The following is a 17316-nucleotide window of genomic DNA, read 5'->3' as shown; positions in this document are numbered from 1 at the left end:
CACGAGAAGCTGTCCATGGCGCAGGCACTCAACCGTGCACTGCGCGACGCCATGACCGCGGACGACTCGGTCGTCGTGTTCGGCGAAGACGTCGGCGCGCTCGGCGGCGTCTTCCGCATCACCGACGGGCTCACCGCCGAATTCGGCGAGAACCGCTGCTTCGACACCCCGCTCGCCGAAGCCGGCATCGTCGGCGTCGCGATCGGCATGGCGATGAACGGCATGCGCCCGGTCGTCGAGATGCAGTTCGACGCGTTCGCGTACCCGGCCTTCGAACAGGTCGTCAGCCACGTCGCGAAAATGCGGAACCGCACCCGCGGGCGCGTCACGCTGCCGATGGTCATCCGGGTGCCCTACGCCGGCGGCATCGGCGGAGTCGAACACCACTGCGACTCGTCCGAGGCCTACTACGCACACACCCCCGGGCTGCAGCTGGTTGCACCGGCGACGGCTTCCGACGCGTACGCGCTGATGCGCGAGTCCATCGCCTCGCCCGACCCGATCGTGTTCCTGGAACCGAAAAAGCTCTACTGGAGCAAGGAAGAGGTCGACCTTTCCGCCGGCTTCTCCTCCGAGATCGGGAAAGCCGTGATCCGGCGCGCCGGGACCGACGCGACGCTCATCGCGTACGGGCCGAGCGTGCCCGTCGCCCTCGAAGCCGCCGACGTGGCCGCGCAGGAAGGCCGAAGCCTCCAGGTGGTCGACGTGCGATCGATCGTGCCGTTCGACGACGAGACGGTGTGCGCGGCGGTCGCTTCAACCGGGCGGGCGGTGGTGATCGCCGAAGCGGCCGGGTTCGCGAGCGTGGCCTCGGAAATCGTGGCCCGAGTGACCGAAAGATGCTTCCACTCACTGGCCGCGCCGATCCGCCGGGTGACCGGATTCGACATCCCGTTCCCGCCGCCGAAGCTGGAAAAATTCCAGCTGCCCGGCGTCGACCGGATCCTGGACGCCGTCGACGACCTGCAGTGGGGCGAGGGATGAGCGACCAGATCTTCAACCTGCCCGACCTCGGCGAAGGGCTGACCGAGGCGGAGGTCGTGCGATGGCTCGTCGCCGACGGTGACGTGGTCGACGTCGATCAGCCGGTGGTCGAGGTCGAGACGGCCAAGTCGTTGGTGGAGGTGCCGTCACCGTTCGCCGGGGTGATCGCGGTGCGGCACGCGCCCGAAGGGGCGACGGTCGACGTGGGGAAGCCGTTACTGACCGTCCGCCCGGTCCCGTCGGCACCGTCGTCGCCCTCGTCGCCCTCCTTGGCCACCTCCCCCTCGTCCCTCTCCTTGCCCACCTCGTCCTCCTCGTCCTCCTCGCCTGCCGACGTCTATCGGGAGGAGGAGCGGGCCGGATCGGGCAATGTCCTGATTGGATACGGGACGGCGGCTGTGGCGGCGTCGGGGCGGCGTCGGCGTCCTCGGAACGGGGCGGTCACCGTGGTGCCCGCATCTGGCTCCGGGGTGCCGTTGGTCAGCTCGCCTCTGGTGCGGCGGCTCGCGCGGTTGAATGAGGTGGACCTGCGTACGGTCAAGCCCAGCGGAGCCGGCGGCGTCATCGTCCGTGCTGATATCGAGCGGGTCTTGCCGGTTTCCGCTCCTGCCGCCGCGGCCGCCGCCTCCCCCGCCCCGGCACTGGGTGGGTCGAGTAAAGCAGCTGCGGGCGACAAGTTCCCGCCGTTGTCCACAGTGGGGGAGAAGCGCATTCCGCTGTCCGGCTTCCGGAAGGCCGCGTCGGCCGCGCTGTCGCGGAGCCGGGCCGAGATCCCCGAGGCGACCGTCTGGGTGGATGTCGATTTCACGGCGCTGTGGCAGCTGCGCGAGAGTCTGCCGGCCGGTCCGGGGCTGATGGCCTACCTGTCGCGGTTCGTGGTTGCCGGTCTGCGGCAATATCCGGTGCTCAACGCTCGTCTGGACGTCGACCGGCAGGAGATCGTGCAGCTCGACCGGGTCGATCTGGGCATCGCGGTGCAAGGGGAGCGCGGCCTCGTCGTTCCGGCGGTGCGCGGTGCCTCCACGATGACGACGTCCGAACTGGACTCGGCGATCCGGCAGGTCGTGGCGGATGCGCGCGCGGGCCGGGTGAGCGGGGAGGGCACGTTCACGCTCAACAACTACGGGGCGTTCCGGGTCGACGGGAGTGCCGCGATCATCAACCATCCGCAGGTCGCGATCCTCGGCTTCGGCCGGATCATCGACCGGGCGTGGGTGGTGGCGGGGGAGTTGTGCGTACGCAAGGTCGCGCAGATGAGCTTCGTCTTCGACCACCGGGTGTGCGACGGCGGGACGGCGGCCGGGTTCATGCGGGCGGTCGCAGATGCGATCGAGAACCCGGCGCACGCCATTGCTCAGCTGTGAGTCTCTACCCGGCGACCGCCTCCCGGAGCGAGCGGACCGCGTAGTGGGCGCGTGATTTCACGGTGCCGAGCGGGATGCCGAGCGTCCGGGCCGTCTCGTCGAGCGAGCGGCCCTGGAAGTACAGCTCGGACAGGATGGTTCGGTGCGTGTCGCTGAGGCGGTGCACCGCGTTCCGCCACGAGTCGGCGAGCACCACGATCTCCGTGGTGTCGTCGACCGAGGCGATGCGCTCGGCGTCGACGGGCCCGGCCTCGGCGGGCCGGGCCTGCCGCCGCCGCGCCGAGTCGATGGCCACCCGGCGGGCGACCGTGAGGAGCCAGCGCCGGCTTCCGTGGCTGTCGGCGGGCACGCTCTCCAATGAGCGCCAGGCCCGGATCATCGTTTCCTGCACCAGATCCTCGGCGGCGTACCACTCGCCCCCGGTCAGCCCGATGAGGAATCTGAGCAACGCCGATCTGTGTTCGGCGTGCAATTCGACCATTCGTGCGTGGTCTTCCCGCAATTCCTTGACCCCTCCCGCATGGATATCTCCTTCAGTGCCGGAACGACCTGGGGGCCAACAGGTCGATCAGATGACGGCTGTCACCAGATGGCGATGATCACCGTACGACACGCGTGCCGGGCCGACAATGCGGCTCTTGCTTAACGGTTTCTTACCGCCGCGCACGGTGATAAAACGATGTGCTTTAAGTGACGGAAAATGCCTTCTGCGTTCCCGGCCGACTACGTTGCGAGAATGTTGAAAACCTTTCACGAAAAAGGTTGTCGGATTACCGATCGGCCCGGCGCCGAGGGGCCGCTGACCAGCGCCCCCTCGGCTGTTCGCGAGCACTAGCCGACCAGGAACGGGTGCTCCGTGATCGCGGAGAGCGTGCCGTCGGTGAAGCGTCGCTGGACGTACAGAGTGTTCTCGCCGGAGCGGTCCGGGGTGTAGCCGACCACCGTCGGATTGTCGGCGGCGGCGGCGGTCCGCACCGGGTCGTCGTTGACGTGCCAGAGGTATTCGGTGGTGGCCGCGGTCAGGTCGCCGGAGAACTCGAACGTGCCCGCCTCGCCCGGTGCGCCCCAGGGCGCCCAGTCGTCCCAGGCGCTGTAGACGGAGACCTTCGGATCGTCGACGTTCAGGTCGTACTGGCGGGTGTCGGAGACCGTGCCGTTGGCGCTCACGCTGGACACCGTCAGCTCCCACCAGCCCGGCGTGCCCGGCGCGAACGGGACGGTCGCGGTGCCGTCGGCCGCGGCGTCGACGGTCTGCTCACCCTGGGCGCCGTCGAAGACATAGCGATAACTGACGACATCCGGCAGGCCCGGCGAGAAGGTCACGGTCCCGGTGCGTCCGGCGACGGCCGGAGACCCGTACGCCGCGGCGAGCGCGAGAGTCGGCCCGGAGGAGATGCTGATCGTGATCGTGGTGGCCGGCGTGAGACTGCCGTCGGCCCGGCGGGCCCACGCGGTGAACGTGGAGTCGCCGGCGTGGGTCGGTACGACCTGGACCGTCGCCTCCGAGTCGAACGGCACCGAACGCTCCGGGCCGCCGTCGTAGCGGTAGACGTATTCGGTCACGTCGGGCAGTTCGGTCGAGATGTAGACGTTCGCCGGCAGGCCCACGCCGTCGGTGCGCGGCCAGTTCGCGCCGGCGTCCGAGACGACCGTCGGCCGGGCGTCGATGACGCGGAACGCCCAGGTCGCCGGGGCGGAGGTGGTGCCGTCGGCGTTCACCGACCGTACGGTCAGCGTGAACAGCGTGCCGTGATCGGGTGTCCACGCCGGCGTCGCCCGGCCGTCGGCGTCGGCGTCGATCCGCTGCTGGACGCCGTCCCCGAAGTCGTACTGGTAGGCGGCCACGTCGGTGCGCCGGGGCGCGAAGGTGAAGGTGCCGGCCTCGCCGGAGACCGGCTCCGGGTCGGCGTCGAGGTTGAAGTGGCTGGACGCCACGAGCGGCGAGTCGCTGACCGTGACCTGCTGGGTGCTCGCCCCGGCCAGCTTCGTCCCGGCATAGGCATGCGCCACGATCGTCTTCACGCCGGTGCTGGTGAACGTCACGTCGCCCGCACCGGTGGGCAGGGCCGTCTCGGGGCCGCCGTCGACCGAATAGCCGTACGAGGTGATCCCGGCCGCCGCCGAGTGCAGGCGGATGTGGCTGGGCAGCCCGATCCCGCCCACGGTCACGGCGACGCCGGGCGCACTGAACGGCACGACGACGAACTTGTACGACGTCGACGGTCCTACGTTGCCGGCCGCGTCCACCGCGCGTACGCGAAATTCGTTCTCCCCGCCGCGGGAGGGAACCCGGGTGAGCTTGGCCCGGCCGCCCGGCCTTTTGGCCGGAACCTGGCCGTTGCTGAACGTGGTCTCGTCGACCCAATTGAAGGCCACCACGTCGCGGTCGCCGAGCGCGTCGAAGACGAACGTACCCGGCACGCCCTCACCGCCCGAGCCCGGATATTCATCGGTGTCTTACGTCGCGAGTAGACCTTCGGCGCGGCGGGTGCCGTGTTGTCGACGGTCAGATAGCAGGTCTTACCCCACGGCCCGGCGTCGTCGTAGTCGGAGGCCTGCGCCTGCCAGGCGAGAATCGTCCCGTCCGGGTAGCCGCGCAGATCGAACGTGGCGCGCGGGTCGTACCCCGAACCGGTCGCCTGGACCCGCTGGTCGGGGTGCTCGACCGGCCACAGCGCACGTTGCCGTCCGGATCGGCGTTCACGGTCCCCGGCTCCGCCGAGTCGGTCCAGGTCCAGCTGACCGGCTTCGCCGACTGAATGTTCATCGCCTGCGCGGGTCCCGCAAACCCGACCGCGGCCGCCCCGAGCCCAACCGCAACCGCCGTCGCGATCCCCAGCCCACGACGCAATGTGCCCATGGCTTTCTCCCCGTTAACGCCCACCCGAACGGCGGGCGGCGAGGGATGTTAGCACCGTCGATGTGTGTGGAGACACCCGTAAAGGCGCAGCTTAGAGCGTCACCAATGTAGACATTGCGCCGACTGATCCAGCGGGCCGGGACCGAAGATCCGCCAATGTCGCGGGGGCGCCCCCGGACGCCGAGATCCCACGGGCCGCCGGCCAGGTCGGTGGCGACTGACTCTGCGCTACGAGCGGGTTGCTGCTCATGGCTCCGCGGCCGAGGGTTCATGAGGCCCTCGGCCGTGCAGGTCGGTGGGCTCGGTCAGGCCGGGGTGGTGTTGCGCTTCGGGAGTACCCAGCCGGGCCTCGGGAAGTGGCAGGTGTAGCCGTTGGGGAGGCGTTCCAGGTAGTCCTGGTGCTCGGGCTCGGCTTCCCAGAACGGGGCGGCCGGTTCGACCTCGGTGACTACCTTGCCGGGCCACAGGCCGGAGGCCTCGACGTCGGCGATGGTGTCCTCGGCGACGCGCTTCTGCTCGTCGGAAGTGTAGAAGATCGCCGAGCGGTAGCTCAGGCCGATGTCGTTGCCCTGCCGGTTTTTCGTCGTCGGGTCGTGGACCTGGAAGAAGAATTCCAGGATGTCGCGGAACGAGGTGACGGCCGGGTCGAAGACGATCTCGAGGGCTTCGGCGTGGGTGCCGTGGTTGTAGTAGGTCGCGTTGGGGACGTCGCCGCCGGAGTAGCCGACCCGGGTGCTGAGCACGCCGGGACGGCGGCGGATCAATTGCTGCATGCCCCAGAAGCAGCCGCCGGCCAGGATGGCGGTCTCGGTTTGGCTCATGACCACCACGGTACCTTCGGCGGCTACAGCGACGGGGCCGGCGAAGAAGGCATCGCGATGTCGTCGACCTTCACGTTGACGCCGGTCACGGTCAGGCCGTAACCGGAGACCGCCTCGGTCACCGCCAGCTGGACGGCCTTGGCGACCTCGCCGACGACCTTGCCGGCCTCGACCACGATGACGACGGTGATGTCGACGGCGGCGCCCTTCACCTGGGCGTGGGTGCCGCGGGTGGCGTCGCCCACCTCGTCCAGGCCGACCGCGTCGAGCATCTTGTTCATGAAGCGGGACACGTCGCCGCCCAGCTCGACCACGCCCGGCACCTCGCGGGCCGCGGACGCGGCGATCTTCTCTACGACCTCGCGCGACACCGAGTTGACGCCGCTCACACCGTCAGCCATGAAGCCCTCTCCACACATGTCGAACACATCGAAGCTCGAACGCCGCGCGAGCGTACCAATTGATCAGCCCGAGGGTGTCCAATGATCGGGTGAGCTTCCTCGATCCGATTCCGCCGATGCTGGCCACGCTGGGCACGCTGCCGACCGGCGGCGGATGGGCCTACGAATACAAGTGGGACGGGGTGCGGGCCGTCATCTACGTGACGGCTTCCGGCGTACGCGTCCTGAGCCGTAACGAGCGCGACGTGACCACGGCGTACCCGGATGTCGCCGGTGACCTGACCGGGCGCCGGACCGAGATGGTGCTCGACGGCGAGATCGTCGCGCCGGACGCGAAGGGGCGGCCGTCGTTCGCGCGGCTGCAGCGCCGGATGAACGTGCACCAGCCGACGCCGGCCCTCATCGAGGAGTTCGCGTTGCACTACAACGTCTTCGATGTGCTGCATTTCGAGGGGAAGTCGCTCGTCGATGCGCCCTACACTTCGCGCCGCGCGCGGCTCGAGACGCTGACCGGCCTTCAGTTGACGCCGTCGTTCGTGGCGGACACGCCCGACGCGGTCGTCGACGAGTCGAGAAAACGGGGGCTCGAGGGCGTCATCGCGAAACGGCTGGACTCACGCTATGAGCCCGGGCGTCGGTCACCCGACTGGATAAAGGCACCCTTTATCCGTACGCAGGAAGTGGTGATCCTGGGATTCACGGAGGGCGAGGGCCGTCGGGCGGGCACGATCGGCGCGCTCCTTGTCGGGCTGCACCGGGGCGGGAAATTGTCGTTCGCGGGCGGCGTCGGCACCGGTTTCACCGATGCGGCTTTGCACGATCTGCAGCAGCAATTGACTCCTCTGATCCGCGCCGGTGCGACGCCGCCGGTCGACGATGTGCCGCGCCGCGACGCCCGGGGTGCCATCTGGGTCGAGCCGGTGATCGTCGGTGAGGTGGAATACCGCAGTTTCACCTCCGACGGCCGGCTGCGGCATTCCTCGTGGCGTGGCCTGCGCCCCGACCGGCGCCCCGAGGAGGCGAAATTCAGCGGCTGATGGTGCGTGCCGGTCGCTAAACGCCCTCGATGAGGCTCTCGATCGCCTGCTGGGTCGACGTGAGCGCCTGCATCGACGACTGGATCTCCTCGATGCTGCGGACCGCTTCGCTGGTCTGCGTGCGGATCGTCTCGACCTGCTGGGAGATGTTGCCGGTGGCCTGGCTGGTCTCGTTGGCCAGTTCCTTGACCTCGTGGGCGACCACCGCGAAGCCGCGTCCGGCCTGACCGGCCCGGGCGGCCTCGATGGTCGCGTTCAGGGCGAGCAGGTTGGTCTGCGAGGCGATCCCGGTGATGATCTTGATGACCTCGCCGATCTTGGCGCTGCTGGCGTCCAGGTGGGCGATCGTCTCGGTGGCCGCGGAGGCCCGGCGCACCGCGGCGTCGACCGCCTTGGACAGGTCGGCGCTGACCCCGCCGAGCCGCGCCGTCGAGGCGGACAGCTGGGCCACCTGGCGTTCCGAGGCCTCGGCCAGGGTCTTCTCGTTGTCGATGTCACGCAGCGCGCCGGCCACCCGCAGGGGCACGCCGCTGCGGTCGCGGCTGGTCGCGCCGGTCGCGATGAACCAGCGGTACTCGCCGGTCTTCAGCTGCAGGCGGTACTCGATGTTGTACGGCGTACGGCCGGTGCGGTCGTTGAGGTGGTTCATGAACGCGGTGACCGTGCGGTCGACGTCGTCCGGGTGCAGGCGGGACGCCCAACTGCTGAGGACGTTGGGAAAGTCGCGCTCGTCGGTGTAGCCCAGCATGTGGCGGAACTCCTGCGACCACTGGAACTCGTTGTCCGGGTTGACCGGATCGTCGGGGTTGACGTCCATGTCCCACAGGCCGATGCCGGCCGCCTCGATCATCAGCTCGTAGCGCTGGATCGCGATCGCGTGCTCGGCCTGCCGGTCGGTGAGTTGGCGGCGGAGTTCGTCGTTCTCGGCGGTCAGGCGGGCGACGGCGTCGTCGGTGTAGGCGGCGCTCGCGGAGGCCTGGAGATCATTCCTGCGGGTGCCGAACGCCATGCGAGCTCCTAGCCGAGGAGGATCATTCGGGAGGATTCTCGCCGCTGGAGCCCTGGCGGATGCCGGAAACGGGGTATTTCCTCCCTACCCGGGAAGGGCGGGGCGGGCAGCGAGGATCCGGTTCGGCGTGGGATGACGTTGACTGCGGCGGGTACGCGTAGGGCGTACGCCTGTTTCTCCTGCCGCAACCACCGACCACCGTTAGTCTGAGGCTTGCCTGCCTGGTTCGTCCCCTTGTGAGGTGCCCGTGTCGCAACCCGTTGAGGTGGACGTCGTCATCGTCGGCGGCGGTCTCGCCGGCCTCGCCGCCGCCCGCCGGCTCGACCGTGCCGGCGTCGAATGGCTGCTGGTCGAGGCCTCCGACCGGATCGGCGGGCGGGTCGCCACCGACGTCATGGACGGCTGGCATCTCGATCGCGGATTCCAGGTGCTCAACACCGCCTATCCGCGCCTTTCCGCATTGGTCGACGTGGATGCGCTCGACTTGCGCTATTTCACTTCCGGCGTGATCGTGCGCCGTGGCGGAGAGTTGCACCGCCTCGAGAACCCGCTGCGACAACCCCTCGCCGCCCCGCACGCTCTGACGTCGGGCGTCGGCACCCTCGGTGACCGGCTGAAGTTCGCCGCGCTCGCCACCTACTGCGCGACCACGCCCGCTCACCGTTTGCTGGCGGCGCGCGAGACGACGACCCAGGAGATGCTCCGCCGGGCCGGCCTGTCCCACCGCATGATCGAGGAGGTGCTGCGGCCGTTCCTCTCCGGCGTCTTCGCCGACCGGTCGCTCGAGACCTCCAGCCACGTCTTCGCGATGGTGCTGCGCTCGTTCTTCCGAGGCCGCATCGGCGTGCCGGCCGCCGGCATGGCCGCCCTGCCCGCCGCGATCGCCGGCCCGCTGCCGTTCCCGCAACTGCTGATCGGCGCTCGCACGGTGTCACTGGGCCCCCGCCTGGTCGTCACGGAGGGCGGCGAAATCCGCTGCCGGGCGGTGATTGTCGCCACGGATCCGGTCACCGCCTCCGAGTTGCTGCCGCAGTTGCCGCGCCCGGACATGCACGGCCTCACCACCTTTTATTTCGGCGCCGACCACGCCCCGCTCGACGAACCGACCCTGCTCCTGGACGGCGACCGCCGCGAGATCATCGCCAACACGGTCGTCGTCAGCAACGCGGCGCCGGAATACGCGCCCTCGGGCAAATCCCTCATCGCCGCCTCGGTCGTCGGCGTCTCCGCCCCGTCCACCGCATCCGAGCAGGTCATGCGCGTCGAACTGGGCCGCCTGTACGGCTCCCCGGCCGACGACTGGGAACTGCTCGAAGTCGTCTCACTACCCGCGGCGCTGCCCGCGGCCCGCGTCCCGCAGGGCGGCCTACGCAAGCCCGTCGATCTCGGCGACGGCCTGTTCGTCGCCGGCGACCACCGCGACAGCCCCTCCCTCCAGGGCGCCATGGCCGGCGGCTGGCGAACCGCGGGGGCGGTGCTTTCCTGGCTGGGGGCACGCCTACCGGTTTGATCAGTGGCTTGCCGATGAGGTCGCGGGTTAGGATCGCCGCCGGTACGGGGCGGTAGCTCAGTGGGTTAGAGCAGGGGACTCATAATCCCTCGGTCGCGGGTTCGAGTCCCGCCCGCCCCACCGTACTAGCCTGGGGGCGACCCCCAGACCCCACGTTACGGTGGTGGCGCTGGGCGGTCGGGCGCCGGGCCGTCGCTGGTCGCGCTTCTCTGGCGCAGGTGGCCGGCCGTTCGAGGGTTGCCTCGCACTTCGCTGAGGTGCCGTCGGCAATGACATTCGCCAAGTGCTTGCGGATGGGGTTGAGCGTGTCGGGCGACGAGGGGGCAAGTTCGTCGTCGGAGGCCTTGGCGATCTCGTCCCGCCGGATGATGAGCGAGTGCTACCACTTCGGCTTTGATCGGCGGTGGCCAATCAGTCGTCCTGGGGTACCACCGGATGCCATCCCCTCTGCCTGAGATTCCTCGAAGAGCGCCAGGATCTTCTGATACTGGCGTCGAATATATTCACGAAAGTAGCCAAGAGCGAAGCTGGAAGCTGTCATGCCCAGAACAATCCCGATGGCTCCGAACAGTGCACTCCGAGCATGGAATGCCCAGGTAATCCCTTCTGACATAGTGCTGAGACCCCACCCGATGGCGGCGGTGGCGAACAGAGACCGGTTTCGAGAGAAGCAGGCCAGTGCGGCCAGCTGGGCGCAAAATGCTCGGGCAAGGCAAGAGGTGCTGGCGGCTGGGTTGCCCAATATGGCGATGCTGAGTCCAATTTGTATGAATATCAACCGGCAGCCATTGCAAGGAATCCGCACCTGGTGCTCATCGCGTAGGCTACGGGAAACTTCCAGACGAAATCTTTCGAGGGGCTTCCCTATATATTGCATCCAAGCGCTGCCAACGAAATACCACCAAGGATGAAGGAAAGCTGCCGACGATCACAAATTAGTAAGGAAAAGATGTATTGCGGCCCCGAACGACGCCACCGCTAGGCCCGTGGTGAGCATCTTCAAAAGAAGACGTGCATTTTGCCGCAGCCATGTAGCGGCCGCGAGTCCGCCTACGGCTGCCGCCGATACGACAAGCCTATCCAACAACTTGACTGAACGGCGATTCTGATCTGCGTGGTCTGCTTTTTCTGGAAATGCCACGTGTCCACTGTTTCATCTCGCGTCAAGACAGCAAATTTGGCCCTGTCGGGCGTCAGCCTCGGATCGGCCGGTCTACGAGAGCGGGCGAGCACGGCGAGACTTCGCGCGTGTCTACTGAGTCGACATCGAGCAACGTTTCGCTCGAGCGAAACCATCATCGTGAAACTTATTCAAGTTATTGCGAATCGCGCCTCTTGCCGTGGCGAGAATTGGTTGGACGCTTGCCCAGTAGCGATTACCAAGGCATGGCCTTCGGCCCACGCGTCAGGCAGTCTGGTCGCGTTTCGACGCGGGTCATCCATGCAAGCTCGTCGAATCGCTGCCCGCAACGCAACCGCCGCCCTCAACGAAAGGCGGAGGTTGGCTCGGGCCATCTGAGCTGACCGCCTTCGGTCTGCCCGGGTGCGGGGGGTCGCACACTCAATGAAAAGTTCCGATACGCGGCGGCCCTAGGCATGAGACAGCCCGTCTCTTGACTAGTAGTCATGACCTACGCGAAGCTGTCCTTCGCGCCGATGGCAGGCGCGAAGGAGGAACAATGACCGACAGCGTGCCTTCCGATGTCGCATCTTCGCGGCAGGTACCGGCCCGCGACTTCGACGGCTTGTACAAGGCGCCGTTGGAGGCTCACCCCCGGGAAGCGCTGCATCTGTTGTGCGGCGCGCGACTCGAGGGCGTGGCGGTCGTCCTCGACGGGCCGACCGAGCAGCCGCGCCAACGCAGCCGCCAGCGCGACAAGGTGTTCTTGGTTCGGCGCAGTGACGGTGTTCCGGCCGACTTTTACCATATTGAGGTCCAGGTCCAGCGCACCGAGGACTTCCAGGAGCGGATGGTGGCCTACTGGGCGGCCCTGGCGCTCAAAGTACCGCCGCACGGAACACCGAATCCACCAGGTTGTGGTCTGGCCGCTGGGCGGAGGATATCCGGGTCGCTTCCGCCGTGACCAGGCCAGGCTCGACTACCGGTCGGTCAACGTACCCGACGACCTGGATCCGGGCATCCTCCTGGGCAGCCCGCTCGCGCCGCTCGCGTTGTGGTCGCAGAAACCACCGCGCGACCTTGTGGAACGGGTCGCCGATCGGATTGCCGCGACAGCTGCGCTCGAGAAGCAACTGGTCCAGGTCGAGCTGGGTATGCTCGTGGGAGGTTCGCTGGCGGCCCAGGTTCTCGAAGCACTGCGAAGGAGAGGCATGAACGACGTTCTCGAGCAGACGGAGTCGGGCCGCGAGATCGCTCGCCGAAACCGGGAGCAGGGCTTGGAGCAAGGCCGCGTCGACGGGATGCGGGCACTCTTGCGGGCGAGGTACGGCGACGTTGCCGACCTGGACGACCTCGCCAGGCGATTGGCCGGTCGCGACCATGACGGGAACATCGCACGCATCGTTGCCGGCGCGACCTTGGCGGAATTGCGTTCGTAGACGGTGCTCGACGAGACGGCGCCGGGCCACGATCGTACTGTTCGGGCCCGTACGCCCCGGTTCTTCAGGTCCACCAAGACACCCATCCAAAACTTCGCGCCTTCACCGCCGACGCCGGCCCACAGCCCCAGAACGTCCTTGCGGCCGTCCCGGCTTCTAGGCGTGGAGCTGGTCGAGGATGCCCCGGTCGCCCTCGGTGCGTAGCGACTCGGTGCGAATCCGGCCGTAGAAGAACATGACCAGCTCGTTTGCGGTGCCCCAGGCGGCTACGTCGGCCGGCTCTGCGTCCACACCGGCGGTAGCACCGTTTGGGAGCCGGGTGACGCGCGTGCGGCCGTCGGAGACCCGGAGGCGCCATGAGCGGCCCTCGGTGGCGTGGTAATCGACGACCGCCGGCTCGTGAGGCCAGGGTTCCGTTCCTGCGCAGCAGGTGGTCAGGAACTCGTCGACCCCGTCGAGCGCCACCTCGCTGGACAGCGGCTGCGGGACGCCCACCGTGACCTGGGCGTCGTAGGTGTGCACGGCGAGCTGCTGGAGCTGGTGGCGAGCGACGGCACCGCTGGTCTGCGGCGACTGCGACGTGCCCCACCACGTCCAGCAGCCACGGTCCGGTCCGGCCTCCCGCAGCGCGTCCAGCAGCTCCCGAACCGAGGCGGCGAACCAGTCCAGCACGGCCTCGCGCTCCCGCGGCGCCACCGGGGCGGACACGATCGTCAGAGCGTCGGCGGGCCCCGCGGCGACGGTGGCGGCCCACTTGTGGCGCCCCTCCACCAGGTGTTGCACCAGGTCGAGCAATGTCCACTCGGGGCAGGTCGGCACCTGCACGTCGAGGCTGGGTGCCGCGGCGACCGCCGCCTGGAAAGCGGTCGATCGCTCCTGCATCAGCCGCAACAGGTCAGCGAACTCCAAAGTCTTCTCCACGCGGCTTTGTACCACCCTGCTCCGCCAACCGACACCGGTTTCTTGTCGCTACTGATGCATGTGATCAGTCGTGCGGCGCGGCGTCGACTAAGGCGTATCGATCGCGAGAACGCCGGGCAGTCCGGCGAAGCCGGCTTTGATGTCGCGGGTCAGCACCGTCCGGCCGGTCTCGGCGGCGTGGGCCGCGATGATCAGATCATGGGCGCCTCGGGGCGCTCCGGTTCGCCGAACGTGGGCGATCAGGCAGGCGTGGTGCGCAGCCGTCGTGTCTGTGTAGGCCAGGACGTCGACAACGCTTTCGATGGCGGTCAAGGCGCGCGCCCGTGCCGCGGCGCGTTCGGCGCTGTCGGCGAGTTCGATGCCGAAGCGATATGCGGCAATGGTGATCGCAGCAAGGGCGAGTTCGTCGCGATCGAGGGCCGAGCGGTCGATGGTGCCGCGCTCGTAGGCGATCAGCACGTTCGTGTCGAGGATCAGGCGTCGGCCCACGGGTCTCCTCGGTCGGACTCCAGGAACGCGACCGCCGAGGTGACATCCTCGACGAATTGGTCATCAGGAGGCGGGATGTCGGCCAGCGCCGCGTGAAGGTCGGCACCGGTCCGCCGACGGGCCGGTGCGATCTCGGCGACAGCGTGGTTGCCTCGCGTGATGGTCACGGTCTCTCCCCGCTCGATGGCGTCGAGCAGGTCCGAAAACTTCCGGGACGCTTCCGTCGCGGTCATGGTCCGCATGAACCGACGGTATCTAATCAGATTCGGCGTCCAGCGTTCTCGCCAGCCTCGGCCGAGTTCGGGGCTTCTACCTGGCGATCCGAAACGGGGGCAGCGGTGGCAACGCGACGCCTGGACGGTGAGAATGCGGTTCGCATGGTGCAACGTCGGCTCACGATGATCTTTCATGCGAACCGGCAGCCTGATTCGAGACATCCCGTACGGCTGGTGGAGCGGGTCCGGCGCGAGCGGAACCTCACGTGGTGATCGCGTGTTTTGCTTGTGGCGGCCGACCGGGCAACGCCGGTTGACCTCGAACCTCATCGGAGTACAGGAGTCGCCGTATGGCCCGGTTTACCGTCACCCAACAGGTGCTTGCGCCCGCCCGGTCGGTTTGGGCCGCGATGGTGGACTGGCGGCGGCACGGCGACTGGGCGCCGTTGACGACCGTGCGGGTGACGACATCCCTGCCCGATGGTGTCGGTGTGGAGTTCGTCGCCCGGACGGGGATCGGTTTGTTGGCCTTCGACGACCCGATGACAGTGAAGCTGTGGCAGCCGCCGGGCGGGAACGCGCCGGGTGATGGGCCAGGCCGCTGCGAGGTGGTCAAGCGGGGCGGGGTGGTGTTCGGCCGAGCCGGGTTTTCGGTGGTGCCGCTGCATTCCGGCCGGTGCCGAGTCGATTGGGACGAGGACGTGACCGTGACTCCTCATCGCGTCACAAGATTCGCTGGGCCGTTGCTGTCTTTCGCCGGCCGTATCGGCTTCGGGGCAACCCTGCGAGCGATGGCCCGAGACGTGGAGCGTCAATCCGGCTGACGAAGAACCCCTGAGCCGGGTAAACATCAAACGGGGTGCGGCGGTAGCCGAACCGCCTCGGCGAAATATGCCTGAACTGCGAAAACGCCTGCGTTTGGTGCCTTGCAACCCTGCGCGTGTGACAGGCGAGGCCAACGTCACCGGGGCCCGGTCGACTCTTCGCGTAGCGGGCAGCGCGCTTAATCTGCGGCAGATCCGTGCGCCAGTTCAAGTCATGGAGCTTCTGGCCGTCAGCGGTGTAGGTGGTAACCGCGCCAGGCGCCTCGGAGCGCTGGCCGACCACGGAGCCGGGTCCCAGATCCGCCAGCACCTTTCGCCAGGCCGCGCTCTGCGGCATCAGCGGATGTTGTTGTCCCTCGCTCCGAGGGGCGATTCGACTGGCAAGGACGAATTGCTCAGCTCAGCCACAGCCGATACTCGGCAACATTCCCATTACGCCGGGATCTGTACAACGCCATGGAGTTGCATGTGTCGTCATCGGAAAGGGGCTTGGAGTGAACGCCCAGCAGCGGGTGCAGCGGTACCTCGATCACCTTATCGAGGGCGGACAGGAGACGGGTCTGCAGGTTGCCGCGTACGTGCGGGGCCAGCCGGTGGTAAATGCATCCGCGGGTGTTGCCGACCAGTACACCGGTCGCACGGTCGATCACCGCACACTGTTCCATAGCTGGTCGACGGGTAAGAGCATGACATCCACCGTGATCCACGTGCTGGCCGAGCGTGGGCTGCTGGACTATGACACACCGGTCTCTGACTACTGGCCAGAGTTCGCCGCCCACGGCAAACACCGAGTCACCGTCGCCCATGTTCTCACCCATCGCGCCGGCGTGCCGCAGGCGCCGGACGGCACTAGCGCCGCTGACCTGGGTGACTGGGACGGCATGTGTGCACGGATCGCGGCGCTGCCCCTACTTTGGGAGCCTGGCACCGCGACCGGATATCACGCCTTGACCTTTGGCTACATCCTTGGTGAGGTCGTCCGTCGAGCCACCGGCCGGCCCATCGCCGAAGTGCTTCGCAAGGACATCGCGGAGCCGCTGAGCATCGCGGACGAACTGTTCTTCGGGGTTCCCCCAGCGCACCACGACCGGATAGCACGGTTGGAGGACGGCAACTGGTCGGACGCCTTGACGGCGCGGCCCGCCGATTCGCTGTTCTTCCGAGCCGCTCCCCGCGCTGTCCAACCTTGTGCCGCCCTCGGCAACCGACCCGACTACCTCTCCATCGATGTTCCGTGCGCCGGCACGATGACCGCCCACGCTGCAGCTCGAATGTATGCGGCGATGACGCGAGACATTGACGGCGTCCGTTTGATCTCGGCCGAGCGTCTCGCCCACGTCGCCCACGTCGCTACCACCGATGTCGACCTCGTCCTGGGCGCTCCCATCCCGAAATGTCTCGGCTATTTCTCCGGACTCCCCGAGTTTGGTAGCCACCCTGGCGCCTTCGGATGTAAGGGCAGTGGCGGAAGCATCGCCTTCGCGGATCCCGGAAGCGACCTCGCTATTGCTTTCACGCATAATCGGATGGCCGCACCGCCTCAAGACCTTGCCGCTCATATCGCCAACCACGTCCGCGATGCCTTGGCGCCTCGACGCTAATCAACCAGTGCATCCGCTCATCGGCTACTTATCTAATTGATCTACGACCGCAGCCCGGCCAGGCTTGGTCGAGGTGACCGGCGGGGTAGCTCTCTCATCGCCATGACCGTGCGTTCGCCACGCCATGCTGGGCGTAAACAGCGTGACGGTCAGCCAGGGCCTGGGGCGCGGTCGGCGGCTCCGGATGCTTCAGCGAGGACAACGCGTCTGCGCAGCCCCGATCGGAACGCCATGACGGTCGAGCTGCCAGCCGGGCCGGGCGGCGAGCAACGGACCTGAGGATCCGCTGATTGCTCCTGGGGGCGACCCCAGACCCACGTTGCGTGGCGCGCTGGGCGTCCCGATGCAGGGCCGTCGGTGATCACGGCCATATGGCCAAGTTGCATGATCGGTTCAATCCTGTCGGTTTGTACTCGAGCTGGCCCAATAGCCGGGACAGTGGGCCTGGAGACTTCGTCGGCCGTCGCATCGGCCATGCGGACAGTCAACTTCACACAGCTGCGTCAAAACCTGGCCGCTGAGCTCGACAGCGTTACCGACGACGCAGAGGAACTCGTAGTGACCCGCTCGGGACATGAACCGGTCGTCATCGTGCCCTTGGCCAACGACCTCATCGCAGAAATCATGCGTAACGGATACATCGGCAAGCCCGAGGCTCTCCGCGGTGAACTGTCCGGCCACTACGGCAACCGGTAAGCACACCCGCGCAGCGACATCCAGG

Annotated in this window: 17 protein-coding genes, 1 tRNA gene and 1 pseudogene; 10 read left to right on the top strand and 9 right to left on the bottom strand. The window is 67.6% G+C overall.

The window, feature by feature from the left end:
• Positions 1 to 9: 9 nt before the first annotated feature.
• Positions 10 to 984, top strand: a complete 975-nt coding sequence (locus ACIA5C_RS29435; RefSeq protein ID WP_396060632.1) for an alpha-ketoacid dehydrogenase subunit beta — start codon at positions 10 to 12, stop codon at positions 982 to 984.
• Positions 969 to 2348 (top strand): dihydrolipoamide acetyltransferase family protein, encoded by a 1380-nt coding sequence (locus ACIA5C_RS29430; protein ID WP_396060264.1) that lies wholly within the window; start codon positions 969 to 971, stop codon positions 2346 to 2348. Before ACIA5C_RS29435 ends, ACIA5C_RS29430 begins: the two co-directional genes overlap by 16 nt.
• A gap of 4 nt (positions 2349 to 2352) precedes the next feature.
• Here ACIA5C_RS29430 and ACIA5C_RS29425 read toward each other — a convergent pair whose 3' ends face one another.
• From ACIA5C_RS29425 to ACIA5C_RS29410, 4 genes are all read right to left on the bottom strand, one after another.
• Complete coding sequence (locus ACIA5C_RS29425; RefSeq protein ID WP_396060262.1) at positions 2353 to 2829, bottom strand: sigma-70 family RNA polymerase sigma factor; 477 nt, start codon at positions 2827 to 2829, stop codon at positions 2353 to 2355.
• Between the two features lie 350 nt (positions 2830 to 3179).
• Entirely contained in the window at positions 3180 to 4769 is a 1590-nt protein-coding gene (locus ACIA5C_RS29420; RefSeq protein WP_396060260.1) for a hypothetical protein, read from the bottom strand.
• A gap of 744 nt (positions 4770 to 5513) precedes the next feature.
• On the bottom strand, positions 5514 to 6029 hold the full coding sequence (gene msrA / locus ACIA5C_RS29415; RefSeq protein ID WP_396060258.1) for a peptide-methionine (S)-S-oxide reductase MsrA: 516 nt from the start codon (positions 6027 to 6029) through the stop codon (positions 5514 to 5516).
• A gap of 23 nt (positions 6030 to 6052) precedes the next feature.
• A complete protein-coding gene (locus tag ACIA5C_RS29410) occupies positions 6053 to 6430 on the bottom strand; it encodes an Asp23/Gls24 family envelope stress response protein (protein WP_396060256.1) in 378 nt (125 codons plus the stop codon).
• A 116-nt stretch (positions 6431 to 6546) separates the two neighbouring features.
• Between ACIA5C_RS29410 and ligD the strand changes: the two genes are divergently transcribed.
• Positions 6547 to 7467 (top strand): non-homologous end-joining DNA ligase, encoded by a 921-nt coding sequence (gene ligD, locus ACIA5C_RS29405; RefSeq protein ID WP_396060630.1) that lies wholly within the window; start codon positions 6547 to 6549, stop codon positions 7465 to 7467.
• A gap of 16 nt (positions 7468 to 7483) precedes the next feature.
• Here the strand turns inward: ligD and ACIA5C_RS29400 are convergent, their stop codons facing one another.
• Positions 7484 to 8476, bottom strand: coding sequence for a methyl-accepting chemotaxis protein (locus tag ACIA5C_RS29400; RefSeq protein WP_396060254.1), 993 nt, complete (start codon positions 8474 to 8476; stop codon positions 7484 to 7486).
• Positions 8477 to 8723: 247 nt separating this feature from the next.
• Between ACIA5C_RS29400 and ACIA5C_RS29395 the strand changes: the two genes are divergently transcribed.
• The 4 genes from ACIA5C_RS29395 to ACIA5C_RS29380 all read left to right on the top strand — a co-directional run bounded on the left by ACIA5C_RS29395 (position 8724) and on the right by ACIA5C_RS29380 (position 12545).
• Positions 8724 to 9986 (top strand): FAD-dependent oxidoreductase, encoded by a 1263-nt coding sequence (locus ACIA5C_RS29395; RefSeq protein WP_396060252.1) that lies wholly within the window; start codon positions 8724 to 8726, stop codon positions 9984 to 9986.
• Between the two features lie 46 nt (positions 9987 to 10032).
• Positions 10033 to 10106 (top strand) — tRNA-Ile (locus tag ACIA5C_RS29390).
• A gap of 1559 nt (positions 10107 to 11665) precedes the next feature.
• Positions 11666 to 12070 carry a hypothetical protein gene (locus ACIA5C_RS29385; RefSeq protein ID WP_396060250.1) on the top strand — a complete coding sequence of 135 codons (405 nt, stop codon included), beginning with the start codon at positions 11666 to 11668 and terminating at the stop codon, positions 12068 to 12070.
• Entirely contained in the window at positions 12024 to 12545 is a 522-nt protein-coding gene (locus ACIA5C_RS29380) for a hypothetical protein (protein WP_396060248.1), read from the top strand. The genes ACIA5C_RS29385 and ACIA5C_RS29380 overlap by 47 nt, the downstream gene beginning before the upstream one ends.
• A 47-nt stretch (positions 12546 to 12592) precedes the next feature.
• On the opposite strand, the pseudogene ACIA5C_RS29375 reads toward ACIA5C_RS29380, so the two are convergent.
• The 4 genes and pseudogenes from ACIA5C_RS29375 to ACIA5C_RS29360 all read right to left on the bottom strand — a co-directional run.
• Positions 12593 to 12694, bottom strand: a pseudogene (locus tag ACIA5C_RS29375) (transposase); the annotation flags it as partial.
• A gap of 7 nt (positions 12695 to 12701) precedes the next feature.
• Positions 12702 to 13466, bottom strand: a complete 765-nt coding sequence (locus ACIA5C_RS29370) for a maleylpyruvate isomerase family mycothiol-dependent enzyme (protein WP_396060246.1) — start codon at positions 13464 to 13466, stop codon at positions 12702 to 12704.
• Positions 13467 to 13553: 87 nt separating this feature from the next.
• Complete coding sequence (locus ACIA5C_RS29365) at positions 13554 to 13955, bottom strand: type II toxin-antitoxin system VapC family toxin (protein WP_396060244.1); 402 nt, start codon at positions 13953 to 13955, stop codon at positions 13554 to 13556.
• On the bottom strand, positions 13940 to 14197 hold the full coding sequence (locus tag ACIA5C_RS29360) for a type II toxin-antitoxin system Phd/YefM family antitoxin (protein WP_396060242.1): 258 nt from the start codon (positions 14195 to 14197) through the stop codon (positions 13940 to 13942). Before ACIA5C_RS29360 ends, ACIA5C_RS29365 begins: the two co-directional genes overlap by 16 nt.
• Positions 14198 to 14520: 323 nt before the next feature.
• On the opposite strand from ACIA5C_RS29360, the gene ACIA5C_RS29355 reads away from it, so the two are divergent.
• The 3 genes from ACIA5C_RS29355 to ACIA5C_RS29345 all read left to right on the top strand — a co-directional run bounded on the left by ACIA5C_RS29355 (position 14521) and on the right by ACIA5C_RS29345 (position 17291).
• Positions 14521 to 14994 (top strand): SRPBCC family protein, encoded by a 474-nt coding sequence (locus ACIA5C_RS29355; protein ID WP_396060240.1) that lies wholly within the window; start codon positions 14521 to 14523, stop codon positions 14992 to 14994.
• A gap of 494 nt (positions 14995 to 15488) precedes the next feature.
• Positions 15489 to 16595 carry a serine hydrolase domain-containing protein gene (locus tag ACIA5C_RS29350; RefSeq protein ID WP_396060238.1) on the top strand — a complete coding sequence of 369 codons (1107 nt, stop codon included), beginning with the start codon at positions 15489 to 15491 and terminating at the stop codon, positions 16593 to 16595.
• 438 nt (positions 16596 to 17033) lie between these two features.
• Positions 17034 to 17291 carry a type II toxin-antitoxin system Phd/YefM family antitoxin gene (locus ACIA5C_RS29345; protein WP_396060236.1) on the top strand — a complete coding sequence of 86 codons (258 nt, stop codon included), beginning with the start codon at positions 17034 to 17036 and terminating at the stop codon, positions 17289 to 17291.
• Positions 17292 to 17316 lie beyond the last annotated feature (25 nt).

Source organism: Actinoplanes sp. NPDC051343, from assembly GCF_044455125.1.
GTDB lineage: Bacteria > Actinomycetota > Actinomycetes > Mycobacteriales > Micromonosporaceae > Actinoplanes.
This window is presented reverse-complemented; position numbering and strand designations above follow the sequence as displayed.